Genomic DNA, 24,556 nt, shown 5'->3' with positions numbered 1-24,556 from the left:
ATGGCCGCGTCGACCGGAAAGTCCTTTGTCAGCCGTTTCGGCGTCCACATCGCCGTCTTCATCTTCGTTGCGATCTGGACGATCCCGACGCTCGGCATTCTGGTCTCGTCGCTGCGCGACAAGGATCAGATCATCGCTTCGGGCTGGTGGAACTCGTTCACCAGTTCCAGCCAGACGGAAGCCGGCCGGCTGCCGCCAGCCTCGGCGCAGGTCGAGAAGGAGGGCAAGTTCGTCCTGCAAGGCAATATCTTCGGCGACGGCCCGGCCCGCAACATCAGCGCCTTTGGCGTCAAGTCGGCCGCGCCGACGCAATATCCCGCCGGCACGACAGCCGATCTCGGCGACGGCGTCACCCTGCAGCTCAATGCCGACGGCAGTTTCGTCATGACCTCGCCGAAGGCTTTCGAAAGCGAACGCGGCCAGCGCGTCTATTACGCCTCGTCGGCGCCGCCGAAATTCACCACCGACAATTACGACACGGTGCTGTTTTCGGAAGGCATCGGCCGCTCCTTCATGAACTCGCTGACCGTCACCATTCCGGCGACCGTCATCCCGATCCTGATCGCCGCGTTCGCCGCCTACGCGCTGGCCTGGATGCGCTTTCCCGGCCGGGCGCTGCTCATCGCCGTCATCATCGGCCTCCTGGTCGTGCCGCTGCAGATGTCGCTGATCCCGCTGTTGAAGCTCTATAACGGCGTCGGCAGCTTCTTCGGCGTGCCGTCGAAGACCTATCTCGGCATCTGGCTGGCGCATACCGGCTTCGGCCTGCCTTTCGCCATCTATCTTCTGAGGAGCTATATTGCCGGCCTGCCACGCGAGATCATGGAGTCGGCGCGTATCGACGGCGCCAGCGATTTCGAGATCTTCGTCAAGATCGTGCTGCCATTGTCGTTCCCGGTGCTGGCCTCGTTCGCCATCTTCCAGTTTCTCTGGGTGTGGAACGATCTGCTGGTGGCGATGGTTTTCCTTGGTACCGAGGGCGACCAGATCGTGCTGACCGCCAAGCTTAATGCGTTGCTCGGCTCGCGCGGCGGCGACTGGGAGATCCTGACGACATCGGCCTTCGTCACCATCATCGTGCCGCTGATCGTGTTCTTCTCGCTGCAGCGCTATTTCGTCCGCGGGCTGCTTGCCGGCTCGGTGAAAGGAGGTTGAGATCATGCAATCCGCTTTGAAGGCCACCCCGAAGCCAGATCTCGCTATAGATCGCGACTGGTGGCGAGGTGCCGTGATCTACCAGATCTACCCGCGCAGCTATCAGGATTCGAACGGCGACGGCATCGGCGACCTCAGGGGCATGATCGGCCGGCTGGCCTACATCGCCTCGCTCGGTGTCGACGCCATCTGGATCTCGCCATTCTTCAAATCGCCGATGAAGGATTTTGGCTACGATGTGTCGGATTATTGCGATGTCGATCCGATGTTCGGCACGCTGGCCGACTTCGACGCGCTGACCGCAGAGGCGCATCGGCTTGGCCTCAAGGTGATGATCGACGAGGTGCTCTCGCACACCGCCGACATCCATCCCTGGTTCAAGGAGAGCCGCTCGAGCCGGAGCAATCCAAAAGCCGACTGGTATGTCTGGGCGGATGCCAAGCCGGACGGCACGCCACCCAATAACTGGCTGTCGATCTTCGGCGGCTCGGCCTGGCAGTGGGACACCAGCCGCCAGCAATATTATCTGCATAATTTCCTGGCCGAGCAGCCCGACCTCAATTTCCACAGCCGCGCGGTCCAGGACGCGCTGCTCGACGTCACCCGCTTCTGGCTGGAGCGTGGCGTCGACGGCTTCCGCCTCGATACCATCAATTTCTATTTCCACAGCCAAGGCCTGGAAGACAATCCGCCGCTGCCGCCCGAGCAGCGCAACGACCAGACGGCGCCGGCCGTCAACCCCTACAACTACCAGGACCATCTCTACGACAAGAGCCGGCCTGAAAACCTCGGCTTCCTCGAACGCTTCCGCGCCTTGCTCGACGAATACCCGGCGACGGCCGCGGTTGGCGAGGTCGGCGATTCGCAGCGTGGGCTGGAAGTGGTGGCGGCCTATACGGCCGGCGGCAAGCGCGTGCATATGTGTTACTCCTTCGACTTCCTGGCGCCGGAGAAGATCAGCGCGGCAAAGGTACGCTCGGTGCTGGAAACCTTCGGCAAGGTGGCCAGCGATGGCTGGTCGTGCTGGGCCTTCTCCAACCATGACGTGATGCGTCCCGCCTCGCGCTGGGCAGCCGGCGAGCCCGACCCGACCGCCTACCTCAAGGTCATCTCGGCGCTGCTGATGTCGTTGCGCGGCTCGGTCTGTATCTATCAGGGCGAGGAGCTCGGGCTCAGCGAGGCCGAGCTCAGCTTCGAGGATCTGCAGGACCCATACGGCATCCGCTTCTGGCCTGAATTCAAGGGACGCGACGGCTGCCGTACGCCGATGGTTTGGGACGGCGCTGCCCGCAATGGCGGCTTCTCGACGGCAAAGCCCTGGCTGCCCGTGCCCAGCAAGCACCTTGCGCAAGCCGTCAATGTGCAGCAAGGCGACGACGGCTCGCTGCTCGAGCACTACCGGCGCTTCCTGGCTTTCCGCCGCGCCCATCCGGCACTGGCCAAGGGTGATATCGAGTTCATCGAAAGCGAGGGCGACACCGTCGCCTTCACCCGCCGTGAAGGCAACGAGCAGATCGTCTGCGCCTTCAATCTCGGAGCAAAGCCGGCCGAAGTCGATCTTGGCGGCCGCTCATTGCAGCCCTTGCCGGGACACGGGTTTTCGGGACAGACTGGCGCCGGCACTATCCGCTTCGGCGGCTACGGCGCCTGGTTCGGGCGTATCGACTGAATTCAAGGAAGAACTGGAGGGTACCATGGCCGATGTCACGCTACGGCAAGTGAAGAAATCATACGGCAATCTCAACATTCTGCACGGCGTCGACCTCGATATAAAGTCGGGCGAATTCATCGTCTTCGTCGGTCCCTCTGGTTGCGGCAAGTCGACCTTGCTGCGCTGCATCGCCGGGCTGGAGGAGATCACCTCGGGCGAGCTCAAGATCGATGGCGAGATCGTCAACGACGTGCCGCCGTCGAAGCGCGGCATCGCCATGGTGTTCCAGTCCTATGCGCTCTATCCGCACATGACCGTCTACGACAACATGGCCTTCTCGATGAAGATCGGTAAGGAAAGCAAGGCCGAGATCGACAAGCGGGTGCGCCAGGCGGCCGAGATCCTGCAGCTGACCAAATATCTCGACCGCCTGCCCAAGGCGATGTCGGGCGGCCAGCGCCAGCGCGTCGCCATCGGTCGCGCCATCGTGCGCAATCCCAAGGTTTTTCTGTTCGACGAACCGCTATCCAACCTCGACGCGGCGCTGCGCGTCGCCACCCGCATCGAGATCGCCAAGCTCAAGGAGTCGATGCCGGCCACAACGATGATCTACGTCACCCACGACCAGGTCGAGGCGATGACGCTGGCCGACCGCATCGTGGTGCTGAAGGAAGGCCATATCGAACAGGTCGGCACGCCGATGGAGCTCTACAAGCGGCCCGGCAATCTGTTCGTCGCCCAGTTCATCGGCTCGCCGGCGATGAACATCCTGCCGGCGACGATCGACAAGACCGGCAACCCGACGGTCGTCAGCCATGTCGGCGGCCGCAAGGCGACGGTGCCGATCGCAACGCCTGCCTCGGCGAAAGGCGCTGCGGTGAGCTTCGGGGTGCGGCCGGAGGATCTGATGATTGCCACCGGCGCCGACTATTTGTTCGAAGGGACGGTCGATTACGTCGAGCAGCTCGGCGAGGTCCAGCTCGTCTATGTCGACATCGGCCGCGCCGACCTGCCGCTGGTGACCAAGCTGCCGGGCAATGTCGAGGTCAAGCGCGGAGCGACGCTGCGGCTGACGGCGGACGCCGGCGACCTGCATATTTTCGACGCGGACGGGCGCTCTTTCGCGCTCCATGAAGCAGAAGCAAAGGCGGCTTGAAGCAGGCGTTCTTCCGCCATGCAAAAAACAAGAGCGGCGGGCATGGCCCGCCGCTCTTGTCTGGAATTCCAGTTCGGCCGTTAGAGCGGTTCATCGTTTCACGGAACGCCGAACCGCTCTATCTCTTTGTTTTGACGCAATTCCCAAGGGAAAGCGCTACGCGCTTTTCCCGGGAAAACCGTTTCACACTTTTCCTGGAATTGCTCTAGTTGTTGCCGAAGAGGTTGCGGTCGGCGCCCTGAGGCGCGGACTTGGGCACATCGCCAGACGAATTCAGCAGCTTGTAGATCGGCGAATTGCTGTCACGTACCGAATACGTCTGCGTCTTGTCGACGTTGACGGTCGACTGCTTGTTGATGTCGGTCCCGCCAACATTGTCGTTGCGGGCATAAGCGCTGCCGGCGGCAATCAAGAGAGCGGCGGCAGTAAGAACAATCTTTTTCATTTTGGGTACTCCTGGATTTTCGAAATCAAGCGGCGGGCATGCCGCAGCCTTGATGGTGGGATCGGCTGTTAGTTGTTGCCGAAGAGGTTACGGTCGGTGCCTTGGACAACCGGCTGCTTTTCAGCCTGGTCCGACGTCTTGACGGAAGCCGTGTAGGAGCTGTCGACCGAGACAGCGGGCTGGTTGGCTCCGTTGGAACCAAAGTTGTCGCTGCCCGCGAAGGCGCTGCCGGTGATGGCCAAAACGGCGGCGGCAGCAAGAACGATCTTTTTCATCTTAATACTCCTGAATTTTTCAGATCCCCGGACGGCGGATATGCCCGCCGCCCTGATGCTGGGATCGGCTGTTAGTTGTTGCCGAAGAGGTTTCGGTCGGCGCCCTGGACAGGCTGCTGGTCAGCATGAGCCGGCTTCTGAATGGAAGCCGTATACGAGCTGTCGACCGAAGCGGCAGGCTGGTTCGCACCCTTGGAACCAAAGTTGTCGCTGCCAGAGAAGGCGCTGCCGGTGATGGCCAAAACGGCGACGGCGGCAAGAGCGATCTTTTTCATTTTAGTACTCCAGTATCTCAGTTTTTCCGTCCGTCCAGCGGCGTGTCTTGGGAGGAATTCGCGTCGTTCGGACAGCCCCGATGTGGGAAAGGCGATGGCCAGTTTCCAATCACGAAGTTGTTTGGTGTGGACCAAGAATCTACACCTTGAAATTGTGCCAGAGATTCCCTTCGCCACAATTTTATTGCTAAATATCAAGTAGATAGCCCATAGTATCGGTCTGGCTGCAAGGTGACTTGGGGAGGCAGCGTTCACAGCATCCTGCACGCATTGTCAACAGAAACGAACCGTTCGGTTCGATTTTTTAAACCGATAAAAGTCGCAGCCGAGGCTCTTTGTCGAATCGTTAACCATTTCGGCCAAACGCGGCGTCGGCGTTGCGGCTGCTTTTGGCCTGCTTTATGCCGCCCAACAAAGGCAGCAACCGGGCAAGCAGAACCGGTCAGACCCCGTAGCGTTCGGTGCGGATGAGTGCCGCAGGCACCCCGGCATCGATCAGTGCCTCGGCGGCGGCCGTCACGAATGCGTTCGAGCCGCAGACAAAGGCGAGCTTCGGCGGCGCGGGCAGCCTCGTCATGGCTTGCACCATCATCGCGGCGTCGACCCGCCGCGCATGATCTGCCGGACGGCGGGCCGGCTCGCGCGTCAGCGTCAGCACCAGGTCGAAGCCATCCCGGCGCTCGGCGAGGTCGATCAACTCGTCGCGAAAGATCACCTCGTCCCAGACCCGCGCCGAAAACACCAAGGTGGCGGCGACCAGCGATCCCCGCATCGCCCGGTGACGGACCATCGACATCAGCGGCACCACGCCCGACCCGCCGCCGACGAGCAGGAGCGGTCCGCCATCGCCGTCGGACCAGACGAAATGGCCGCCGAGCGGCCCGCGCAATTCGACCTCGTCGCCCACCGCCGCGATCTCGTGAAAGAACGGCGAGACCTCGCCGTCCTCGAGTTTTTCAATCGCCAGTTCGATGGTCTCGCCGGTCTCCGGCGCCGAGGCGATGGAGTAGGAGCGGCGCGCCTGATAGCCGTCCGGCGCTGTCAACCTGACATCGACATGCTGTCCGGCATGGTAGACGAAGGGCCGCGACGGCTGCAGGAAAAAGCTGGTGACGCGCGGCGTGCGCTTTTGGATGCGGGTGATGGTGACCGTCTGCCAGGGCGACTGCGCCGCCGGTGCGTCGCTCATGGATCGTTCGTGTAGCGCTGCTCGCGCCACGGATCGCCGTAGATATGATAACCTCGCAATTCCCAGAAACCCGGCTCGTCACGCTCGGTGAACTGCAACCCGTTCAGCCATTTGGCCGATTTCCAGAAATAGAGGTGCGGAACGAGCAGCCGGGCCGGGCCGCCATGATCGGGGGTGATCGGCTTGCCCTCGTAAAGCAGTGCCACCATCGCCTTGCCGCCGGTGAGATCCTTCGTTGGCACATTGGTGGAATAGCCGTCGAAACCCAGCGCCAGCGTGAAGGCGGTGGGCGGCTCGATGCCGGCGTCGGCAAGGATGTCGTCGACCAGCACGCCCTGCCACGCGGTGTCGAACTTGGTCCATGCGGTGACGCAATGGATGTCGCGCGTCATCTTGGTCAAGGGCAGCGCGTTGAACTCGGCCCAGTTCCACTTCTTGATCGGCCGCGGCCCGTGCTTAAGCGTAAACGACCAATCCTCGGTGCGGACATGCGGCGTCGGGCCGGCCGACAGGACCGGGAAACCTTGCTCGAGATATTGCCCCGGCGGGATACGTGCATCCGTATCCGTCGGCGGCTTTCGTCCGGAAGAGAAGCCTCGGGTAACCATCGAGAATATCCGTTTGCGCAAGGTCCAATCGACCTTTGTCAGTTTTCTCGAAGACGCGTGCGCGGGCAACCGAAATCTTGGCTCCGGCCTGGCGGCAATGCTCTACATCGATCTTGGCAGCGCGGCGCCCGCTTCAGCCACTGGCGAAGGGGACGGCGACGAACATCTGGGCGTCGCCACGCTCGACAAGCAGCAGCACCGATTTCTTGCCAGATTTGGCAGCCTGCACAATCGCCTGGTTAGCCTGCCTGGCGTTCCTCACCGGATGCTGGTCGACGGCGACGATGATGTCGCCGGGCTGGATGCCGGAAGCCGATGCCGCCTTGTTCGGGTCGACGCGCTCGACCAGCGCGCCGTGCTGGTTGCCTGCCAGGTTCATTGCCTGGCGCACATCCGGGGTGACGTCCATCAGGCCGAGACCGAGCGCCGGTGCGCGAAGGCCCTGCTCCGTCGACGGCTGACGCCGATCGCCGGTCACCGATCCCGTTGCCATGTCGTCTTCGTTGCGCCCGACCTCGACGGAGATCTGCAGGCTTTGCCCCTGGCGCCAGACATTGAGGGTTTCCCTCGTGCCGGGCGCAACGTCGGCGACGGTGCGCGACAGATCCCTTGGATCCTTTATGTCGCGGCCGGCGAAACTGGTAATGACGTCGCCGGTCTCGATGCCGGCCTTGGCGGCCGGCGATCCGTCGCTGACCTGCGCGACCAGCACGCCGGCTGCGTGATCGAGGCCGATGGCGCTCGCCATGTTAGGCGTCACCGGCTGGATCTGGACGCCGAGATAACCGTACTGGATGGAGCCGCCCTTCATCAGCTTGGCGACGACCTTTTGCGCCTGGTCCGAGGGGATGGCGAAGCCGACGCCGACGCTGCCGCCATTCGGCGAAAAGATCGCCGTGTTGATGCCGACGACATTGCCGTTCACATCCGTTAGCGGGCCGCCGGAATTGCCCCGGTTGATCGGTGCGTCGATCTGGATGAAGTCGTCAAACGGCCCGCTATGCAGGTCGCGGCCGCGCGCCGAGACGATGCCGGCCGTGACCGTAGTGCCAAGGCCGAAAGGATTGCCGAACGCGAGCACCTGGTCGCCCGGCATGAGCTTGTCGGAATCGCCCCATTTGATGATCGGCAAGGGCTTGCCGGCTTTGACCATGAGCACGGCAAGATCGTTCTTGGCGTCATGACCGATCAATTTGGCGGGAAGCTCGGTGCCGTCGTCGAGCGTCACCTTGATCGACTGGGCGCCGTCGACGACGTGATTGTTGGTGACGATGGTGCCGTCGGCGCCGACGATGAAGCCTGAGCCGAGGGCCTCGGTGCGCGGCGCCTGTTCCGGCGGTGTCTTGGGGGCGGGCTGTCCCTGGTCATCGAAGAAATGGCGGAAATAGTCGTCGAAAGGCGAGGTTCCGCCAAAGGGAGAGGCGTCGCTCATGGTGTCCGGCTGTTGTACTTTCATGACCGTCGCGATGGTCACCACTGCCGGTTTGTCGGCCGCCACGACCGGAGCGAACGAACCGCTGGGCGCCGTCATTCCGGTGACAGGTGGGGTCACTGTTGCCGCCAGGACATCATTCAGCCTGGGAGCGAGGGGCAGGGCGAAGGGGCTGACGATCAGCGCGGCGCCCAGCAGAGCGGCGACGCGATGTCTGCGAAGGGTCTGGATTGGTGACATGGCCGTTGTCCGGGCGAGAGATTGATCGGGCGCCGCAGCGTTCCGTCACCGGAATGCTCTATCGGCGTGTCGGCCTTGCCTGTCTCGCCTGGCACGGCGGCCGACCGGATCGACAGCCCCGCATCTAGGGCGCCGATCGTGGTTTCCAGATAATATTACGAAGATTTAATTTCCGGCTGGCAGCCGCCTTGCCGGGCTGGCGCCGAAACCCGAAACAAAAACCCGCCTTGCGGCGGGTCATTGGGGCGAATCAGCACCATACCTAGATTACTAGCATAGCTGCCGGCACAAAGCAAGAACAAAATAGCTGCGCAAGACAAATCGCTTCAGATTTGCGCCGCCTCAGCCGAGGCCTCCTATTCGCCTTTCCGGTCGGTCCGGCTGAGATAGGTGGTGGCGATCTCGCGCATCCGCCTGCCGTCGAAGCTCGGTCCATGACCGCCATGGCCGATGCGGATCGGCAGCCCGAGCAGGCGCTGCATCGTGCGGCGATAGGCGGCACGATCCGAATCCGGCAGGTCGTCGATCAGCATGGCGTCGTAGATGGCGTCGCCGGCAAAGAACAGGCCGTCAGCCTCGTCGAACAGCGCGATCGAATCCGGAGAGTGGCCGGGCAGATGCAGGACGCGGAATTGGCGGTCGCCGAGGTCGATCCTATCGCCCTCGTCCAGGGTCCGGGCCAGAGGCGCCGGCTGAATCCTGTAATCGGCCGCCTTCCAGCCCTTTGCCGGCAGCCTGGAGACGGCGCCTTCCAGATCATGGAACATGTAGGCGTAGGTCACCGCTTCATCCATGCTGTCGAACTGTGCGGCGCTGTGGCGCGGCCCTGCCCGCAACGGAAACTCGTGCAGCGAGCCGACATGATCGAGATGGATATGCGTGGCGACGACGAGCAGCGGCTTGCCGGACGGCGTGTCGATCTGCGGCGCCAGCGGGCAGATCCCCATGCCGGTGTCGACCAGCAGGTCGACATCGCGGCCGCGCAGATGCCAGATGTTGGCGCGCACGAATTCGTGCACGAAGGGCTCGGTCAGCATCGTCGTCTTGGCGTCGACGATGGTTTTGCTGAACCAGCTGTCCATCAGATCAAGGCCGGCATCAGACGAACGGCTTGCCGACCTTGTACTTTTGCGGGACCAGCCGCTTCAGATAGGCCATCCCCGCATCGGACAGCCGGTTGACTTCCGGCAGCATGAAATCATCCGGCATATGGCGCGTCTTGCCGGCGACGTTCTTCAGCGGCACCTTCTTCAGCACGGTTTTCTTGCCGTCATATTGCAGCGCCACCGAACCGCCCCCCTCGTCGGCCACCGTGACCGCGAAGGCACCGGCATCGAAGGCCTCCTGCGCGTCCACCGCGCTGATGGCGCCGACATAGCCGCGCGGCATATAGCCGAGCGCATCGACGCGCGCCCGCTTGCCCGGCAATCCTTCGGCGAGCGCGCGCTCCAAGGCTGCCGGCAGGTCGCTGCCCGACAGCTTGACGTTGCCGTGCTGGTCGCGCTCCAGCCTTTCCGGCGGCACCAGGCTTTCGACCAGCGCTTTGCCGTCGGCGGTGCTGACGCCTTCGGAGACGGCAACGATGCAGCGCTTGTGGCGGTCGAGCGTTGCACGAACGTCGTCGATGAAGCCCGCCGCGGAGAACGGCCGCTCCGGCACGTAGACGAGATGCGGGCCGCTGTCCTGATCGAGCTGCCAGGCCGCGGACGCGGCCGTCAGGAAACCGGCATGCCGCCCCATGACGATGCCGACATAGATGCCCGGCAGAGCGCGGAAATCGAGATCGACCGAAAGGAATGCTCCAGCGACGAACTCGGCCGCCGACATGAAGCCGGGCGTGTGATCGTTCTCCTGGAGATCGTTGTCGATGGTTTTCGGCGCGTGGACGAAGGCGATCTTGCCGCCGGCGGCGTCGGTGAGGATCTGCTGCGTGCCCGAGGTGTCGTTGCCGCCGATATAGATGAAGGCATCGGCGCCGGCGTTCTTCAAGCCGTTGAGGATGAGGTCGCAATAGGCGGCATCCGGCTTGTCGCGCGTCGAACCAAGCGCGGCGCTCGGTGTCGCCGCGATCAGCCGCAGGCGGTCCTCGGGGATGGCGGAAAGATCGACGTAATTGCCGTCACGAATTCCGCGCACGCCGTGGATGGAACCAAGCACCTTGGCGCCGGGATGCCGCTTGCGGATTTCGAGCGTGGCGCCCACCACGGTCTGGTTGATGACGGCGGTCGGGCCGCCGCCTTGCGCGATGACAAAAGTTCCGGCCATTGTTCACGTCTCCCGGGCGGTGAAAATCGCAGGCACATTCGCCTGTCTTGCGGCATCGCGCAACGGCAGAGGCAGTGGGTCAGTTTGAAATCGGGCCACTCTTCGCCTGCAGCGCGATAGGATCCGTTTCGATGAGCCGAAGTGACCTGACCATACTCGCCGTCTGCGCCTTGTATTTGAGAAAGTGCGACGTGGTCAGGTGGGCCTCATAGGCCGCCTGATCGGCGTAGCATTCGATCACGCGCACCTTTTCAGGCGTGCCTTTTACTGCCACCGCATGAAGGAAAAGCACGCCCGGCTCGACGCGTACAGAAGCCTCAATCTCTTCGGCAAGCAGGGCCCTGTAGCTGCCGATCTGCTTAGGATCGATTTCCAGTTCGGCTATCCTGACAATCGGCATCAATTGCTTTCTTGCTTCTTGCAGGGACCACGCATGGTCGGCTTCTCCGCTTCGCTCGCCTCGATCAGTGCAACGATGTCGCGATCTCCCAAAACTTGTCAGTCACACGAGTGGACATGGCTGGGCAAGGCGAAGCGTCGCATGAATTCGCACAAAATGTAGTACATGGGTGTGCAGCGCTAGCCGGCAGAGTAATCGCTCGAGCCTTGGCCGCCGGTCAGACGACGACGACCGGATTCTTCTTGGAGACGCGGCTGTAGAGGTCGATGATGTCCTGGTTGATCAGGCGCACGCAGCCCGACGACATCGCCTGGCCGATGCTCCACCATTCGGGCGAGCCGTGGATGCGATAGCCGGTGTCGCTGCCGTTCTGATAGATGTAGAGGGCACGCGCGCCGAGCGGATTGTCGAGGCCGCCCGGCTGTCCGCGTTGCCATTTCACCAGTTCCGGCCTGCGGGCGATCATCTCGGGCGGCGGGGTCCAGACCGGCCATTCCTTGCCGTACTGGATGTTGGCGCGGCCGGACCAGCGGAACCCGTCCTTGCCGATGCCGACGCCGTAACGGATCGCATCGCCGCCAGGCTGCACCAGATAGAGCAGCCGTTCCTGCGAGTGAACGACGATGGTGCCGGGTTGCTCGCCGGTCGGATCGACGACGATCTGGCGGCGGAACTCCGGCTTGACCTTGAGATAGGGCACTTCCGGCACATTGAAGCCACCGTCGGTGAGCGAAGCGTACATCACGTCGGGGCTGGTGATGTTCTTGTCGACGCTGATACTCGGACGGATGGGCCGGATCGAGCCGGTGGTGACGTCGTCGAGCTGCAGCGACGGCAGATCCAGCGTCTGGCTGCAGCCGGCGACGCCGAGCAGCGCCAGCGCACCGGCGCCGGACAGCACCGTGCGGCGGGAAAGCTGTTTTTCGGTTTCGATTGCGTCGCCGTTGTGCGGCAGCGACAGACCTTGCGGCAACTCACGCATTTACCCAAACCCTACGTTATCGGCGGGAAACACGGTCCGGCCGGATAGCAGGCATTTTCGCCAATCATGGTTGAAAAAGCGTGAAGGCCGGCCGCCTGGCATTAACGAGGGGCTTTTTCGATTTTGCCTCTTTACATCTGCGCGAGGCCAAGGATTTATCCTCTTCTTTGAGCTCAAGGAGAAGAAAATGTCCTTCGAAAACTGGGCCGCTTTTGCCGCCGCCTCGGCAGTCCTTCTGGTCATTCCAGGTCCGACCATCCTGCTGGTGGTGTCCTATGCGCTCGGCCAGGGCTGGCGCACCGCGCTGCCGATGGCAGTCGGCGTGGCGCTCGGCGACTTCACCGCGATGACATTGTCGATGCTGGGCATCGGCGCGCTGCTGGCGGCGTCGGCCACCGTGTTTACCGTGCTGAAGGTGATCGGCGCCGGCTATCTGATCTATCTCGGCATCAAGCTGTTTCGCGCCGGCGGCGCGCTCCGGGCCGAACCGCGCACCGATGCGGTGTCGTCGGCGAAAATGATGGCGCATGCCTGGCTGGTTACCGCGCTCAATCCGAAAAGCATCACCTTTTTCGTCGCCTTCCTGCCGCAGTTCCTCGACCGGCATGCGGATTTCTGGGCACAGATGCTGATCTTCGAGACGACCTTCCTGGCGCTCGCCTTCGCCAATGCCTTCGGTTATGCGCTGATCGCGGCAAGGGCGCGCAACGTGGTGCGCAATCCAAAGGCGATCCGCATCTTCAACCGCACCGGCGGCACGCTGCTGGTCGGCGCCGGCGTCGCGACAGTGGCGATGCGCTCGAGCAACTGAGGCAAACCATGGCGGTGAGCGACGCATTTGGCCTGACGCTGTCTGGCGCGACGGAGGCCGGGTTCTCGTCCTACAGCCGGGCTGTGCGCGAATTGCAGTGCTTCATCGGCGATCCTGTCGGTTCCGTTGACCGGGCAATCGCCGAAGTTCCCGGCTTCGTCATGGCGCATGTGTTCAAGGGTTATCTCTTTGGCCTCGCCACCGAGCGCGAAGCGACGGCAGTGGCCAAGGCATGTCACGAGGCAGCGCTGCCGCTTGCCGCGACGACGCGCGAGCAGGCGCATGTCGCCGCCCTTGGCCACCTTGCGGATGGACGCTGGCACGGGGCCGCCCGCGTGCTGGAGGATATCGCCATCGAGTTTCCGCTCGATGCGCTGGCGCTGCAGACCGGCCACCAGATCGACTTCTTCACCGGCAATGGGCGCATGCTGCGCGACCGCATCGGCCGCGCGCTGCCGTCCTGGCAGAGCGGCATGCCGGGCTACCATGCCATACTCGGCATGCAAGCCTTCGGGCTGGAAGAAATGGGCGACTACGCGCGCGCCGAAAAACTTGGCCGCACGGCGGTGGATCTCGAGCCGCGCGACGGCTGGGCCCAGCATGCGGTGGCCCATGTCATGGAGATGCAGAGCCGGCAGAAGGACGGCATTCTGTGGATGCGCGCCAATCCCGAAGCGTGGACGCGGGAAAGCTTCCTGCAGGTGCATAATTGGTGGCATCTGGCGCTGTTCCATTATGATCTCGGCGAGACCGACGAGGTGCTGGCGCTCTACGACGGGCCGATCTATGGCGAGCGCTCGACGCTGGCGCTCAACATGGTCGATGCCTCGGCGATCCTGTGGCGGCTGCATCTCGGCGGCGTCGATGTCGGCGAGCGCTGGACGGCACTCGCCGCCAACTGGTTGCCCAAGGCGAGCGCCGGCCATTATGCCTTCAATGACGCCCACGCGATGATGGCGTTTGTCGGCGCCGGCCTCGAAGCGCCGGCCCGCGGCTTGCTCGAGGCGCAGCGCGAGGCGATGCGCGGCAAGGACGACAACGCTGCTTTCACCAGGGATGTCGGCCATCCCCTGACGCTCGCCATCAAGGCATTCGGCGAGGGCGATTATGCCGGGACGATACGCCTGATCCGGCCGATCCGGGCAATCGCCCATCGCTTCGGCGGCAGCCACGCACAACGCGACGTCATCGACCTGACGCTGATCGAAGCGGCATTGCGTTCCGGTGATGGCGCGCTGGCGAGGGCGCTTGCGGCGGAACGCGCGCTGGCACGGCCGGACAGCCCGTTGTCGGCACTGTTTTCACGGCGTGCAACCGCTCTCGCGGCGAATTGACCAAGGCCACATCTTGCCTTAAAAACTGCCCCGACCAGATTTTTTCGAGCGTCGAAAAAATCTTCGCGTGTTGACCGGGGTGCGTTTCCGGCGGCACGATTGCCGGGATATCTTCGCCGCCCGTGTCACAGGACTGGGCGGGGAAGCAAGAAAGACCGTCGCCGCCAGGCATGACGGTCATGGGAGGAAACATGTATCTCGGCCTCGATCTCGGCACGTCGGGCGTCAAGGCGCTGCTGATCGATGCAAGGCAGAGCATCGTCGGTTCCGGCCATGCGCCGCTCGACGTGTCGCGCCCGCATCCCGGCTGGTCCGAGCAGAACCCGGCCGACTGGATCCGCGCCTGCGAAGCGGCGGTCGGCGAGCTGCGGTCAATGCATGCGAAGGAACTCGCGGCGGTCAAAGGCATCGGCCTTTCCGGCCATATGCATGGCGCCACTCTGCTCGATGCAGCCGACCAGGTGCTGCGCCCCTGCATTCTATGGAACGACACACGCAGCCACGCCGAGGCGGCCGCGCTCGATGCCGACCCGCGCTTTCGCAAGCTGACCGGCAACATCGTCTTTCCCGGCTTCACCGCGCCAAAGCTGGCCTGGGTGAAAAACAACGAACCGGCTGTTTTTGCCAGGGTGGCAAAGGTCCTGCTGCCGAAGGACTTTTTGCGGCTCTGGCTCGCCGGCGAGCATATTTCGGAAATGTCGGATTCGGCTGGCACGTCGTGGCTCGATGTCGGCAAACGCGCCTGGTCCTCCGAACTGCTCGCTGTCACGTCGCTCGACGAAAGGCAGATGCCGTCATTGGTCGAAGGCACGGCCAAGGCCGGTGCCTTGCGCGCCGAATTGGCCGCCAAATGGGGCATGCAGGCGGGCATCCCGATCGCCGGCGGTGCCGGCGACAACGCGGCTTCGGCCTGCGGCATGGGCACGGTCGGCGCCGGGCAGGCGTTCGTCTCGCTCGGCACGTCGGGCGTGCTTTTTGCCGCCAACGCGTCGTATCTGCCCAATCCGGAAAGCGCGGTGCACACATTCTGCCACGCACTGCCCGGCACCTGGCACCAGATGGGCGTCATCCTGTCGGCAACCGATTCGCTCAACTGGCTGTCGGGGATCGCTGGAAAAAGTGCTGGCGAGTTGACCGCCGAACTCGGCGATTCGCTGCAGGCGCCGAGCGGTGTCTCCTTCCTGCCCTATCTCTCGGGCGAGCGGACGCCTCACAATGATTCCGTCATTCGGGGCGCCTTTACCGGGCTTGCCCACGAGTCCGGCCGCGCGGCGCTGACCCAGGCCGTGCTCGAAGGCGTCGCTTTCGCTTTCCGCGACAGTCTGGAAGCACTGGCCAAAGCCGGCACGACGCTGACCCGGGTGACGGCGATCGGCGGCGGCTCGCGCTCGCACTATTGGCTGAAGGCAATCGCCACAGCGCTTGGCCTGCCAGTCGATATTCCAGCCGACGGCGATTTCGGCGCTGCCTTTGGCGCGGCCCGACTTGGCCTGATCGCGGCGACCGGTGCCGATCCGCGCGCCGTCTGCGCGGCGCCGGCGACCGACGCCACGGTCGAGCCGGTCGCCGCCCTCGGTGACGCCTATGCGCAAGCCTATCAGCGCTATCGCCAGCTTTATCCGGCGATCAGAGGCGCCACGGCGTGAACGGTTTCCCGCCCACGCCGCGGCCTGCCGAGAAGGCCTCATTGTGCCGGCACTTTGTCGAGAAAGCCGGTGACGCTTTTCAGCCGGCCATTTTCGATGACGCCGATATCCGTGCCTTCGATGACGGATTCGATGCCGTCCGGCCCAAGATTCCACGAAAAGCGGATGGTATCGGCGAAGCCGTCCGGCTTGCCTTTCAGCGAGAACCTGAAGCCGGCAAAGCGCTGCTGCACGCCGTCGATCAGCGCCGCGATGCCGTCATGGCCGTCGCCCTGCATGATCGGATCGCGATAGCCGACGTCCTCGGTGAAGGTTGCCTCGAGCAAGGCTTTTCTGCGCGCGTCGTCGCTCTCGTTCCAGGCGGCGATGTAGTTTTCGGCAATGGTGTTGAGGTCGGTCATGGTCTGTCTCCTTCGTTGGGTGGCTTTGACATGAGCCTTTTCGACCAGCGTCAGCGCGAAACCAATTACGCCTGAGGTAATCAGGCCGAACCATGCGAGAGGAAAAGAACATGAGCAGCGGTTTTTTCGGCGACATCCAACAGATCAAATACGAGGGACCGGATTCGACCAATCCGCTGGCCTACCGGTTCTACAATCCCGACGAGATCGTCGCCGGCAAGCGGCTGGAAGACCATCTGCGCTTTGCCGTCGCTTATTGGCATTCCTTCGCCTGGCCGGGCGGCGATCCGTTCGGCGGCCAGACGTTCGACCGGCCATGGTTCCCCAAGGCCGGCGGTACCGACACCATGGAGCTGGCCAAACTCAAGGCCGACGTCGCCTTCGAGATGTTTTCGTTGCTGGGCGCGCCTTATTTCTGCTTCCACGATGCCGACGTGCGGCCGGAGGGCCGGGACTTTTCCGAAAGTGCGGCGCGGCTCGACGAGATCGCCGATTATTTCTCGGGAAAGATGAAGCAGACCGGCGTCAAGCTGTTGTGGGGCACGGCCAACCTGTTCTCCAACCGCCGCTTCATGTCGGGCGCCGCCACCAATCCCGATCCGGACGTCTTTGCCTATTCGGCGGCGACGGTGAAACACTGCATCGACGTCACCAAGCGGCTGAACGGCGAGAACTACGTGCTGTGGGGCGGCCGCGAGGGCTATGAGACGCTGCTCAACACCGACCTTGCCCGCGAACAGGAACAGGCCGGCCGTTTCCTCAACCTGGTCGTCGATTACAAGCACAGGATCGGCTTCGAAGGCACCATCCTGATCGAGCCGAAGCCGCAGGAGCCGACCAAGCACCAGTACGATTACGACGTCGCCACCGTCTACGGCTTCCTCAAGCGTTTCGGACTGGAGAACGAGGTCAAGCTCAACATCGAGCAAGGCCACGCCATCCTGGCCGGCCATTCGTTCGAACATGAGTTGGCGCTGGCCAATGCGCTCGGCATTTTCGGCTCGATCGATATGAACCGCAACGACTACCAGTCGGGCTGGGATACCGACCAGTTCCCGAACAATGTGCCGGAGATGGCACTCGCCTATTATCAGGTGCTGCAGGCCGGCGGCTTCAAGACCGGCGGCACCAATTTCGACGCCAAGCTCAGGCGCCAGTCGCTCGATCCGCAGGACCTGCTGATCGGCCACATCGGCGGCATGGATTGTTGCGCCCGCGGCCTCAAGGCAGCGGCACGCATGGTCGAGGACAAGGCGCTGTCCGCCCCGCTCGCCGAGCGCTATGCCGGCTGGGATTCGACCGAGGCCAAGGCGATGCTTGCCGGCAAGCGTACGCTCGAGGAGGTCGCTGAGCGCGTCGTCAAGGAGAAGATCGAGCCGCAGCCCAGATCCGGCCGCCAAGAGCTACTCGAGAACATCGTCAACCGGTACGTCTGAGGCGTACCCGGTTCGCGGCCGCATTGTTCGAACGGCCGCGGATAAAGGCGGCTTTCCGCGGGGCTGAAACCAACAAGGTTTGCCCCGTGCGAAACTTCGCCCTGCTTGCTGACCGGGCCTGGCATTTGCCTTAGCCGTGATCGAAGCCTCTCAGGTAGGCGCAAAACATGTCGGCCATGGCGTTGGCGTAGACTTCAATCTCCTTGGGCGTTCGAGGCGTCTCCGAGAACTGCTTCCCCACCGTGCTGAGCGTCGTCATGACCAGATCGCCGGCCAATTCGCGAGTCGCTTGCGCGGCGTTGGGCAACGCCTCCTGCATGAAGAGCTGGATGGTGCGGTCTCCGGACGCCCTTGCCGTCTGCGCCTCGGGCGCGTCGCGGTAAAGCGGTGCGGCGTCGTCGAGCGCCACACGCACCGCGGCCTCGTCACACTCCGAGCGGAGGAAGGCGTGGACCAGGTCGCGCAGCCGGTCAAGCGGCGGTTTCCTGATATCCTCGAGGATGTCACGCAGCAAATCGGTCGTCTGCCGCCATTCGTCGCTCTGGAGCCGGAACAGGATCGCCGCCTTGTTCGGAAAATACTGATACAGCGATCCGACGCTGACGCCGGCCTTCTCGGCCACCCGTGCCGTGGTGAAGCGCTGCGCGCCTTCCTTCGCCAAAACCTGAACAGCAGCCTGCAAAATCGCAGCGACGAGCTCCGCCGAGCGGGCTTGCTTGGGCTGTTTTCGCGAGGAAATCCGGGAGCTTCGGTGATCGCTCATTGAGGGGCGCGCCAATGCGATTAGTAAATGCGAATGATTAGTCGTATTTTGAATGCCGCACAAGAACGCATTCCATTCCGACTGGAGACCGATATGACCATACTGACGACAACGCCGCTCGCGCCCCTGCTGGACCGCCTGTTCGAGGAAGCCGCTGCCGCAACGAGCCCCGCGGTGGCGGAACTCTCGGCCGAGGAGCGGAGCCGCCTCATTCGAAGCAAGACCGAATACCTCGATTTCTATGGGCGGCTAAAGGACCTCTGGCTTCCCGTCTCGCGAGAGACCGGCATGCTGCTCTACATGCTGGCACGAGGCAGCGGCGCAAGGACGATCGTTGAATTTGGAACCTCGTTCGGCATCTCGACCCTGCACCTTGCCGCAGCCTTGCGGGACAATGGCGGCGGCCGCCTGATCACCAGCGAGTTCGAGCCATCCAAGGTCGCGCGCGCGAGGAGTAACCTGACAGCAGGCGGTCTCATTGACATGGTGGAAATCCGCGAAGGAGACGCGCTGCAAACATTAAGCGTCGATCTTCCCGAAAGCGTCGACCTGCTTCTGCTCGACGGCGCCAAAGCGCTCTATCCCGAGATCTTGAGTCTGGTTGAAAGCCGCCTCAGGCCGGGCGCCTTCGTCGTTGCCGACAACGCAGATCTTTGCCCCGAATACCTCGAGCGGGTGCGCTCGACCGGGAGTGGCTACATGTCCACGCCGTTCGGCGAGGATGTTGAACTGTCGATGCGGCTTGGCTGAAGCACTGCCTGACCTGCCGGAACGATCGTGCCCAAGATGGGCGGCGGCGGACAAAACTTTGCCCGGCATCGCCCATCAATCGCCTCGCTCTTGCCTTCAAACAGCCGTCACGAACCTCCTATAGTGTGGTTCGTGGCGGGATTCAGAAAGAAGGAGGCGAAACGATATGCAGCACGAACGCGAAATCGACGCCCTGCTCTCATCTGGCGAGGCTGGATCGATCATCGACCGGCTGATGGCGCTGCCGCACCCGAAACAAGGTGCGCTGAGTGCAAACGAATGGGATCGCGCGGTCGCCAGCCGCTTCGAGACCCATCTTGCGAGACAGATGCGCTCGCAGATCGACGGCAGCAGCGACCGCCAGGACGCTGCCTGATCCCCACTATCTCTGGCGCAGCCTGACCGGCGCTTCGCCGAACGCTCTTGAAAACGCTCTGGAAAATGCCGCGGCGGACGAAAACCCCGTTCGCCCGGCAATGTCCGCCATGGCGATGCGCGTGTCGACCACCAGCCGGCGCGCGGCGCCGAGGCGCAGCCTGAGGTAATAAGCGCCCGGCGTTTCGCCGATCGACTTGCGAAAGATGCTTTCCAGCGTCCGTGCCGTCACCCCGGCGCGCTTTGCCACGGCGGCGATAGTCAGCGGCTGGTCGACATGCGCTTCCATCAGCCGAATGGCTTGCGCCAGCCTGGGATCGTAGCCGTCGAGACGGCCGAGCGAGACCAGCGGTTGCGCGTCCGTCGCGGCGCGCGCCTGGTCGTAGATGAAGACGCTCGCGACATCTAGCGCCACGGCCATGCCGAGCCGCGTGCGGATCAGATGCAGCATCAGGTCGAAGGTCGGCGAGGCGCCGCCGGTGGTGAACACCGGGCCATCGATGACGTAGCGGTCGGGGCGCACGTCGACGCCGGGAAAGGCCGACGAGAAATCCTCCATGTCCTCCCAGTGGGTGGTGGCGCTGCGCCCCTCCAGCAGACCCGCGCGGGCAACCAGCCAGGTGCCGGCCTCGACGCCGCCGCAGGCGCGTGCCGCGCGCGCCGCCCTGCGCAGTCCGGACAGCAGGGCCGATGTGGCGTAGTTCTGCGTGCCGAAGCCGGCGACGACGACCAGCATATCGGTTGTGTCAGCCGCATCGAAGCGGCCGCTGACCACCACCGGCAGGCCGCATGTGGTGACCGGCGCCTCGCCTGTCACCGAGACCAGCCTGAAATCGAACAGCGTCTCACCGGCAATGCGGTTGGCGGCGCGCAACGGATCGACGGCCGACGCGACGCACATGATCGACGAGCCGGAGAATACCAGCAGCGTTACCTTGAGCGGCAAACGCTCGGCCCGAAAGATCGTCGGTTTTTCGTTTTTGGTCACACGATCTTCGTAAAACGCAAAACAGTTTCCGGCAAGTCAGGCATTCTTGCCCTACGTTCTATTGGGAGAGAGTCCGATGCCGTTAGCGATGAACCGTGAGGTTTTCATTACCTGTGCCGTGACCGGGTCCGGCGGTTCGCAGGACCGCAGCCCGCATGTGCCGCGCTCGCCCAGAGAGATCGCCGATTCGGCCATCGAGGCGGCAAAGGCAGGTGCTGCAATCGTGCACTGCCATGTGCGCGATCCCGAGACCGGCAAGCCTAGGCGCGACGTGCATCTCTATCGCGAAGTAACCGAGCGCATCCGCGCGGCAGACGTCGACGTGGTGCTGAACCTGACCGCCGGCATGGGGGGTGACATGGTATTCGGCCCGCCGGAGAAGCCGCTGCCGCTGAACGAAAAAGGCACGGACATGGGCGGCGCGAGCAACCGCATGGAACATGTGCGCCAGTGCCTGCCGGAAATCTGCACGCTCGATTGCGGCACCATGAATTTCGCCGAGGCCGATTATGTCATGACCAATACGCCCGGCATGCTGCGTGCCATGGGCGGCATGATGACGGCGCTCGGCGTCAAGCCGGAGATCGAGGCCTTCGACACCGGGCATCTGTGGTTCGCCAAGCAATTGGTCGAGGAAGAAGTGCTGAAGCCGGACGCGCTGGTGCAATTGTGCATGGGCGTGCCGTGGGGCGCGCCGGACGACCTCAACACCTTCATGGCCATGGTCAACAATGTACCGTCGACCTGGAACTGGTCGGCCTTTGCCATTGGCCGCAACCAGATGGCCTATGTCGCGGCCGCGGTGCTGGCCGGCGGCAATGTCCGCGTCGGACTGGAGGATAATCTCTGGCTCGACAAGGGCGTGCTGGCGACCAATGCGCAGCTGGTCGAGCGGGCGGTCAGCATCGTGTCGAATATGGGCGCCAGGGTCATCGGCCCGGACGAAGTCCGCAAGAAGCTGAACCTGACGAAGCGCGCACCGCTTTGAAAAGCCGGTAGCCGGTTGGGAGGAGCCGCCGATGAAGACCGTGAAATTCACCGCCATGAAGGACGGCGACCGCGAGGACTATGCGTTCCTCACCGAGCACGAGATCGACTATGCGGTAAAGACCGGCGAGCGGCTGCTCGACGCGCTCGTCCAGCTTGATGCGGGCCTCTCGGGCTACAAGATCACCCGGCTCGGCCATTCACTGCAAGCGGCAACACGGGCCTGGCGCGACGGCGCCGACACCGACTGGATTGCCTGCGCCTTGCTGCACGATATCGGCGACATCTACGCGCCCTATAACCACGACGAGTATGCGGCGTCGATCCTGAAGCCTTTTGTGCGCGAGCAATGCACCTGGGTGGTGGAGAAGCACGGCGATTTCCAGCGCCTCTATTACGCCCACCACCTCGGCGGCAATCCACACGCCCGCGACCGTTTCGCCGGGCACATCTACTTCGACGATTGCGATGAGTTTTGCGAACGCTGGGATCAGTCGAGCTTCGATCCCGACTACGAGACATTGCCGATCGATTTCTTCCGGCCCTTCGTGCTCGAAGTGTTCGCGCGCAAGGCCTATGACGCATCCGTGATCCGTGCCGGCGAGCGTGTCGCCCTCACCGACCCCGCAACAGCCCGCACAAGAACCGGAGCTTCCGCATGAGCATCATCAACAAGGCGGCCGCCATCGGCGGCGGCGTCATTGGCGCCGGCTGGGTGGCGCGGCTGCTGCTCAACGGCATCGACGTGTCGATCTTCGATCCCGACCCCGAGGCGTCACGCAAGGTCGGCGAGGTGATGAAGGGAGCGCGACGCGCCTACAAGCAGATGCTGCCCGGCGGCCTGCCGAAGGAGGGCAAGCTTACCTTCGCCAAGACGATCGCCGAGGCGGTGGCCGACGCCGACTTCATCCAGGAAAGCGTGCCGGAGCGGCTCGACCTGAAGCACCGCGTGCTGGCCGAGATCGACCTTTATGCGCCGGCCAACGCCATTGTCGGATCCTCCACCTCCGGCATCAAACCGACCGACATGCAGGTGGCGATGAAGAAGCACCCGGAGCGGCTGGTCGTCGGCCATCCGTTCAACCCCGTCTATCTGCTGCCGCTGGTCGAAATCGTCGGCGGCGAACAGACCTTTCCCGAGGCGATCGAAGTCGCCAAGGAGATGTATGCCTCGATCGGCATGAAGCCGGTGGTGATCCGCAAGGAGATCGAAGCGTTCGTCGGCGACCGGCTGCTCGAAGCGGCCTGGCGCGAGGCGCTGTGGCTGGTCAAGGACGGCATCTGCACGGTCGAGGAGCTCGACGACATCATGCGCTACGGCTTCGGCCTGCGCTGGGCGCAGATGGGCATGTTCCAGGTCTATCGCGTCGCCGGCGGCGAGGCCGGCATGCGCCACTTCATGGCGCAGTTCGGCCCGTGCCTGAAATGGCCGTGGACCAAGCTGATGGACGTGCCGGAGTTCAACGATGAGCTGGTCGAGCTGATCGCCACGCAGTCGGACGACCAGGCGCACGGTCTGTCGATCCGCGAGCTCGAAAAGATCCGCGACGACAATCTGGTCGCCATCATGGAGGCACTGTCGAAGCAGAACAAAGGCAAAGGCTGGGGTGCCGGCGCCCTGCATAAGGACTACACCAGGCAGCTGGCCAAGCTCGCGGCCAAGAAGCCCACCGCCTCCAAGGCGGCCGAAAAGGCCAAGGCTGAAAAGCCGAAGAAAAGGAAGAAAGGCTGAGACCATGGATTTTGGTCTTTCGGAGGAGCAGAAGCTCATCGTCGAGACGACGCGGGCCTTCGTCGAGAACGAGCTTTACCCACATGAGCGCGAAGTGGAGCGTACCGGCGTGCTGCGCCGCGACCTGATCGAGGAGATCAAGGCCAAGGCGATCGAAGCCGGCCTCTATGCCGCCAACATGCCGGCCGATGTCGGCGGCGCCGGGCTCGATACGGTGACCTGGCTGCTTTATGAAAAGGAACTCGGCCGCGCCAATTACGCGCTGCATTGGACCTGCGTGGCGCGGCCTTCGAACATCCTTCTCGCCGGCACGCCGGAGCAGCGCGAAAAATATCTGTTTCCCTGCATTCGCGGCGAGAAATGGGATTGCCTGGCAATGACCGAGCCGGGCGCCGGCTCCGATCTGCGCGGCATGAAGGCAACCGCCGTGCAAGACGGCGACGACTGGGTGCTGAACGGCACCAAGCATTTCATCAGCCATGCGGACCTCGCCGATTTCGCCATCGTCTTCATGGCCTCGGGTGAGGAAGGGTCTTCGCGTGGAAAACGCAAGAAGATCACCGCCTTCTTTGTCGATAAGGGCACCAAGGGTTTTACGGTGCGCGACGGCTACCGCAACGTCTCGCATCGCGGCTACACCAATGCCATCCTCGAATTCGACGATTGCCGGTTGCCGGCGAGTCAGGTTCTGGGCGAGGTCCACAAAGGCTTCGACGTCGCCAATTCCTGGCTTGGCGCAACGCGCCTGCAGGTCGGCGCCACCTGCCTCGGCCGCGCCGAGCGGGCGCTTGGCCACGCCGTCGAATACGCCGCGCAGCGCCAGCAGTTCGGCCAGCCGATCGGCAAGTTCCAGGGCGTGTCGTTCAAGCTCGCCGACATGGCGACCGAGCTGAAGGCCGCCGACCTGATGGTGTTCGAAGCCGGCTGGAAGTACGATCAGGGTACCGTCACCGACCAGGACATGGCCATGGCCAAACTGAAGGCCACCGAGATGCTCGCCTTTGTCGCCGACGAGGCGATCCAGATCCATGGCGGCATGGGGCTGATGGACGATTTGCCGCTCGAGCGCATCTGGCGCGACGCCCGCGTCGAGCGCATCTGGGAAGGCACTTCGGAAATCCAGCGCCACATCATCTCGCGGGCGCTGCTGCGCCCGTTCGGGGGCTGAACAGCGCAATGTTTGCATTCCTTCGCGCCCCCCTCTGTCCTATCGGACATCTCCCCCTCAAGGGGGGAGATCGGCCGCCATTCCTGATTTCG

At 63.4% G+C, this 24,556-nt stretch carries 27 protein-coding genes; 14 read left to right on the top strand and 13 right to left on the bottom strand.

Features of this window, described 5'->3' with window-relative positions; translation table 11 throughout:
* From NKI16_RS08985 to NKI16_RS08970, 4 genes are read left to right on the top strand one after another with little or no spacing between them, the layout of a single operon-like run.
* A complete protein-coding gene (locus NKI16_RS08985; protein ID WP_023680222.1) occupies positions 1-1,155 on the top strand; it encodes a carbohydrate ABC transporter permease in 1,155 nt (384 codons plus the stop codon).
* A gap of 4 nt (positions 1,156-1,159) precedes the next feature.
* Positions 1,160-2,824 (top strand): beta-galactosidase BglA, encoded by a 1,665-nt coding sequence (gene bglA / locus NKI16_RS08980; RefSeq protein ID WP_352568415.1) that lies wholly within the window; start codon positions 1,160-1,162, stop codon positions 2,822-2,824.
* 25 nt (positions 2,825-2,849) lie between these two features.
* On the top strand, positions 2,850-3,962 hold the full coding sequence (locus tag NKI16_RS08975; protein ID WP_352568417.1) for an ABC transporter ATP-binding protein: 1,113 nt from the start codon (positions 2,850-2,852) through the stop codon (positions 3,960-3,962).
* Entirely contained in the window at positions 3,959-4,171 is a 213-nt protein-coding gene (locus NKI16_RS08970; protein ID WP_352568419.1) for a hypothetical protein, read from the top strand. The genes NKI16_RS08975 and NKI16_RS08970 overlap by 4 nt, the downstream gene beginning before the upstream one ends.
* Here the strand turns inward: NKI16_RS08970 and NKI16_RS08965 are convergent.
* The 10 genes from NKI16_RS08965 to NKI16_RS08920 form a co-directional block, all read right to left on the bottom strand.
* On the bottom strand, positions 4,168-4,407 hold the full coding sequence (locus NKI16_RS08965) for a DUF680 domain-containing protein (protein ID WP_352454766.1): 240 nt from the start codon (positions 4,405-4,407) through the stop codon (positions 4,168-4,170). The genes NKI16_RS08970 and NKI16_RS08965 overlap by 4 nt on opposite strands.
* Before the next feature lie 68 nt (positions 4,408-4,475).
* Positions 4,476-4,682: a DUF680 domain-containing protein gene (locus tag NKI16_RS08960; protein ID WP_352568421.1), complete on the bottom strand. Its 207-nt coding sequence runs from the start codon at positions 4,680-4,682 to the stop codon at positions 4,476-4,478.
* Between the two features lie 71 nt (positions 4,683-4,753).
* Positions 4,754-4,957, bottom strand: coding sequence for a DUF680 domain-containing protein (locus NKI16_RS08955; RefSeq protein ID WP_023680227.1), 204 nt, complete (start codon positions 4,955-4,957; stop codon positions 4,754-4,756).
* 442 nt (positions 4,958-5,399) lie between these two features.
* Positions 5,400-6,146 (bottom strand): FAD-binding oxidoreductase, encoded by a 747-nt coding sequence (locus NKI16_RS08950; RefSeq protein WP_023680228.1) that lies wholly within the window; start codon positions 6,144-6,146, stop codon positions 5,400-5,402.
* Entirely contained in the window at positions 6,143-6,754 is a 612-nt protein-coding gene (locus tag NKI16_RS08945; protein WP_023680229.1) for a molybdopterin-dependent oxidoreductase, read from the bottom strand. The genes NKI16_RS08950 and NKI16_RS08945 overlap by 4 nt, the downstream gene beginning before the upstream one ends.
* Positions 6,755-6,887: 133 nt before the next feature.
* Entirely contained in the window at positions 6,888-8,426 is a 1,539-nt protein-coding gene (locus tag NKI16_RS08940; RefSeq protein WP_352568423.1) for a DegQ family serine endoprotease, read from the bottom strand.
* A 356-nt stretch (positions 8,427-8,782) separates the two neighbouring features.
* Positions 8,783-9,508 carry an MBL fold metallo-hydrolase gene (locus tag NKI16_RS08935; protein WP_352620684.1) on the bottom strand — a complete coding sequence of 242 codons (726 nt, stop codon included), beginning with the start codon at positions 9,506-9,508 and terminating at the stop codon, positions 8,783-8,785.
* 16 nt (positions 9,509-9,524) lie between these two features.
* Positions 9,525-10,691 carry a diphosphate--fructose-6-phosphate 1-phosphotransferase gene (locus NKI16_RS08930; RefSeq protein ID WP_352620682.1) on the bottom strand — a complete coding sequence of 389 codons (1,167 nt, stop codon included), beginning with the start codon at positions 10,689-10,691 and terminating at the stop codon, positions 9,525-9,527.
* A gap of 79 nt (positions 10,692-10,770) precedes the next feature.
* Positions 10,771-11,091, bottom strand: a complete 321-nt coding sequence (locus NKI16_RS08925) for a putative quinol monooxygenase (protein ID WP_023680233.1) — start codon at positions 11,089-11,091, stop codon at positions 10,771-10,773.
* A 217-nt stretch (positions 11,092-11,308) separates the two neighbouring features.
* The gene (locus NKI16_RS08920) at positions 11,309-12,073 is read right to left on the bottom strand and encodes a L,D-transpeptidase (protein ID WP_352620680.1); all 765 of its coding nucleotides are present in this window, start codon (positions 12,071-12,073) and stop codon (positions 11,309-11,311) included.
* A 187-nt stretch (positions 12,074-12,260) separates the two neighbouring features.
* Here NKI16_RS08920 and NKI16_RS08915 point away from each other — a divergent pair, with 187 nt between their 5' ends.
* From NKI16_RS08915 to xylB, 3 genes are all read left to right on the top strand, one after another.
* Positions 12,261-12,884 carry a LysE family translocator gene (locus NKI16_RS08915; protein ID WP_352620678.1) on the top strand — a complete coding sequence of 208 codons (624 nt, stop codon included), beginning with the start codon at positions 12,261-12,263 and terminating at the stop codon, positions 12,882-12,884.
* A gap of 8 nt (positions 12,885-12,892) precedes the next feature.
* Positions 12,893-14,218, top strand: coding sequence for a tetratricopeptide repeat protein (locus NKI16_RS08910; RefSeq protein ID WP_352620676.1), 1,326 nt, complete (start codon positions 12,893-12,895; stop codon positions 14,216-14,218).
* Between the two features lie 191 nt (positions 14,219-14,409).
* On the top strand, positions 14,410-15,864 hold the full coding sequence (gene xylB / locus NKI16_RS08905) for a xylulokinase (protein WP_352620743.1): 1,455 nt from the start codon (positions 14,410-14,412) through the stop codon (positions 15,862-15,864).
* Positions 15,865-15,902: 38 nt separating this feature from the next.
* Here xylB and NKI16_RS08900 read toward each other — a convergent pair whose 3' ends face one another.
* Positions 15,903-16,265: a nuclear transport factor 2 family protein gene (locus tag NKI16_RS08900; protein WP_352619394.1), complete on the bottom strand. Its 363-nt coding sequence runs from the start codon at positions 16,263-16,265 to the stop codon at positions 15,903-15,905.
* 110 nt (positions 16,266-16,375) lie between these two features.
* Between NKI16_RS08900 and xylA the strand changes: the two genes are divergently transcribed.
* On the top strand, positions 16,376-17,701 hold the full coding sequence (xylA, locus tag NKI16_RS08895) for a xylose isomerase (RefSeq protein WP_352568437.1): 1,326 nt from the start codon (positions 16,376-16,378) through the stop codon (positions 17,699-17,701).
* A 130-nt stretch (positions 17,702-17,831) separates the two neighbouring features.
* Here the strand turns inward: xylA and NKI16_RS08890 are convergent, their stop codons facing one another.
* Positions 17,832-18,464, bottom strand: coding sequence for a TetR/AcrR family transcriptional regulator (locus tag NKI16_RS08890; RefSeq protein ID WP_352620673.1), 633 nt, complete (start codon positions 18,462-18,464; stop codon positions 17,832-17,834).
* A 93-nt stretch (positions 18,465-18,557) separates the two neighbouring features.
* On the opposite strand from NKI16_RS08890, the gene NKI16_RS08885 reads away from it, so the two are divergent.
* Complete coding sequence (locus tag NKI16_RS08885) at positions 18,558-19,214, top strand: O-methyltransferase (protein WP_352620671.1); 657 nt, start codon at positions 18,558-18,560, stop codon at positions 19,212-19,214.
* Positions 19,215-19,380: 166 nt separating this feature from the next.
* Positions 19,381-19,590 carry a hypothetical protein gene (locus NKI16_RS08880; protein WP_023680243.1) on the top strand — a complete coding sequence of 70 codons (210 nt, stop codon included), beginning with the start codon at positions 19,381-19,383 and terminating at the stop codon, positions 19,588-19,590.
* Positions 19,591-19,596: 6 nt separating this feature from the next.
* Here NKI16_RS08880 and NKI16_RS08875 read toward each other — a convergent pair whose 3' ends face one another.
* Positions 19,597-20,577 (bottom strand): GlxA family transcriptional regulator, encoded by a 981-nt coding sequence (locus tag NKI16_RS08875; protein WP_352620669.1) that lies wholly within the window; start codon positions 20,575-20,577, stop codon positions 19,597-19,599.
* Between the two features lie 76 nt (positions 20,578-20,653).
* On the opposite strand from NKI16_RS08875, the gene bcoG reads away from it, so the two are divergent.
* The 4 genes from bcoG to NKI16_RS08855 are packed head-to-tail and all read left to right on the top strand — an operon-like array spanning position 20,654 to position 24,464.
* The gene (gene bcoG / locus NKI16_RS08870; RefSeq protein WP_352451615.1) at positions 20,654-21,565 is read left to right on the top strand and encodes a 3-dehydrocarnitine:acetyl-CoA trimethylamine transferase BcoG; all 912 of its coding nucleotides are present in this window, start codon (positions 20,654-20,656) and stop codon (positions 21,563-21,565) included.
* A 31-nt stretch (positions 21,566-21,596) separates the two neighbouring features.
* Positions 21,597-22,226, top strand: a complete 630-nt coding sequence (locus tag NKI16_RS08865; protein WP_352620667.1) for an HD domain-containing protein — start codon at positions 21,597-21,599, stop codon at positions 22,224-22,226.
* Complete coding sequence (locus NKI16_RS08860; RefSeq protein WP_352620665.1) at positions 22,223-23,296, top strand: carnitine 3-dehydrogenase; 1,074 nt, start codon at positions 22,223-22,225, stop codon at positions 23,294-23,296. Before NKI16_RS08865 ends, NKI16_RS08860 begins: the two co-directional genes overlap by 4 nt.
* Positions 23,297-23,300: 4 nt before the next feature.
* Positions 23,301-24,464, top strand: coding sequence for an acyl-CoA dehydrogenase family protein (locus tag NKI16_RS08855; protein ID WP_352640926.1), 1,164 nt, complete (start codon positions 23,301-23,303; stop codon positions 24,462-24,464).
* Positions 24,465-24,556: the final 92 nt, after the last annotated feature.

The organism is Mesorhizobium sp. M0698 (assembly GCF_040320455.1).
GTDB lineage: Bacteria > Pseudomonadota > Alphaproteobacteria > Rhizobiales > Rhizobiaceae > Mesorhizobium.
The sequence above is the reverse complement of the archived record's forward strand: the minus strand, read 5'-3'. Positions and strand labels throughout refer to the sequence as shown.

What these genes read in the sequence shown, in the direction of transcription:
- NKI16_RS08985 (WP_023680222.1), top strand. Translation starts at nt 1, where the DNA reads ATGGCCGCGTCGACCGGAAAGTCCTTTGTCAGCCGTTTCGGCGTCCAC.
- bglA (WP_352568415.1), top strand. Translation starts at nt 1,160, where the DNA reads ATGCAATCCGCTTTGAAGGCCACCCCGAAGCCAGATCTCGCTATAGAT.
- NKI16_RS08975 (WP_352568417.1), top strand. Translation starts at nt 2,850, where the DNA reads ATGGCCGATGTCACGCTACGGCAAGTGAAGAAATCATACGGCAATCTC.
- NKI16_RS08965 (WP_352454766.1), bottom strand. Translation starts at nt 4,407, where the DNA reads ATGAAAAAGATTGTTCTTACTGCCGCCGCTCTCTTGATTGCCGCCGGC.
- NKI16_RS08960 (WP_352568421.1), bottom strand. Translation starts at nt 4,682, where the DNA reads ATGAAAAAGATCGTTCTTGCTGCCGCCGCCGTTTTGGCCATCACCGGC.
- NKI16_RS08955 (WP_023680227.1), bottom strand. Translation starts at nt 4,957, where the DNA reads ATGAAAAAGATCGCTCTTGCCGCCGTCGCCGTTTTGGCCATCACCGGC.
- NKI16_RS08950 (WP_023680228.1), bottom strand. Translation starts at nt 6,146, where the DNA reads ATGAGCGACGCACCGGCGGCGCAGTCGCCCTGGCAGACGGTCACCATC.
- NKI16_RS08945 (WP_023680229.1), bottom strand. Translation starts at nt 6,754, where the DNA reads ATGGTTACCCGAGGCTTCTCTTCCGGACGAAAGCCGCCGACGGATACG.
- NKI16_RS08940 (WP_352568423.1), bottom strand. Translation starts at nt 8,426, where the DNA reads ATGTCACCAATCCAGACCCTTCGCAGACATCGCGTCGCCGCTCTGCTG.
- NKI16_RS08935 (WP_352620684.1), bottom strand. Translation starts at nt 9,508, where the DNA reads ATGGACAGCTGGTTCAGCAAAACCATCGTCGACGCCAAGACGACGATG.
- NKI16_RS08930 (WP_352620682.1), bottom strand. Translation starts at nt 10,691, where the DNA reads ATGGCCGGAACTTTTGTCATCGCGCAAGGCGGCGGCCCGACCGCCGTC.
- NKI16_RS08925 (WP_023680233.1), bottom strand. Translation starts at nt 11,091, where the DNA reads ATGCCGATTGTCAGGATAGCCGAACTGGAAATCGATCCTAAGCAGATC.
- NKI16_RS08920 (WP_352620680.1), bottom strand. Translation starts at nt 12,073, where the DNA reads ATGCGTGAGTTGCCGCAAGGTCTGTCGCTGCCGCACAACGGCGACGCA.
- NKI16_RS08915 (WP_352620678.1), top strand. Translation starts at nt 12,261, where the DNA reads ATGTCCTTCGAAAACTGGGCCGCTTTTGCCGCCGCCTCGGCAGTCCTT.
- NKI16_RS08910 (WP_352620676.1), top strand. Translation starts at nt 12,893, where the DNA reads ATGGCGGTGAGCGACGCATTTGGCCTGACGCTGTCTGGCGCGACGGAG.
- xylB (WP_352620743.1), top strand. Translation starts at nt 14,410, where the DNA reads ATGTATCTCGGCCTCGATCTCGGCACGTCGGGCGTCAAGGCGCTGCTG.
- NKI16_RS08900 (WP_352619394.1), bottom strand. Translation starts at nt 16,265, where the DNA reads ATGACCGACCTCAACACCATTGCCGAAAACTACATCGCCGCCTGGAAC.
- xylA (WP_352568437.1), top strand. Translation starts at nt 16,376, where the DNA reads ATGAGCAGCGGTTTTTTCGGCGACATCCAACAGATCAAATACGAGGGA.
- NKI16_RS08890 (WP_352620673.1), bottom strand. Translation starts at nt 18,464, where the DNA reads ATGAGCGATCACCGAAGCTCCCGGATTTCCTCGCGAAAACAGCCCAAG.
- NKI16_RS08885 (WP_352620671.1), top strand. Translation starts at nt 18,558, where the DNA reads ATGACCATACTGACGACAACGCCGCTCGCGCCCCTGCTGGACCGCCTG.
- NKI16_RS08880 (WP_023680243.1), top strand. Translation starts at nt 19,381, where the DNA reads ATGCAGCACGAACGCGAAATCGACGCCCTGCTCTCATCTGGCGAGGCT.
- bcoG (WP_352451615.1), top strand. Translation starts at nt 20,654, where the DNA reads ATGCCGTTAGCGATGAACCGTGAGGTTTTCATTACCTGTGCCGTGACC.
- NKI16_RS08865 (WP_352620667.1), top strand. Translation starts at nt 21,597, where the DNA reads ATGAAGACCGTGAAATTCACCGCCATGAAGGACGGCGACCGCGAGGAC.
- NKI16_RS08860 (WP_352620665.1), top strand. Translation starts at nt 22,223, where the DNA reads ATGAGCATCATCAACAAGGCGGCCGCCATCGGCGGCGGCGTCATTGGC.
- NKI16_RS08855 (WP_352640926.1), top strand. Translation starts at nt 23,301, where the DNA reads ATGGATTTTGGTCTTTCGGAGGAGCAGAAGCTCATCGTCGAGACGACG.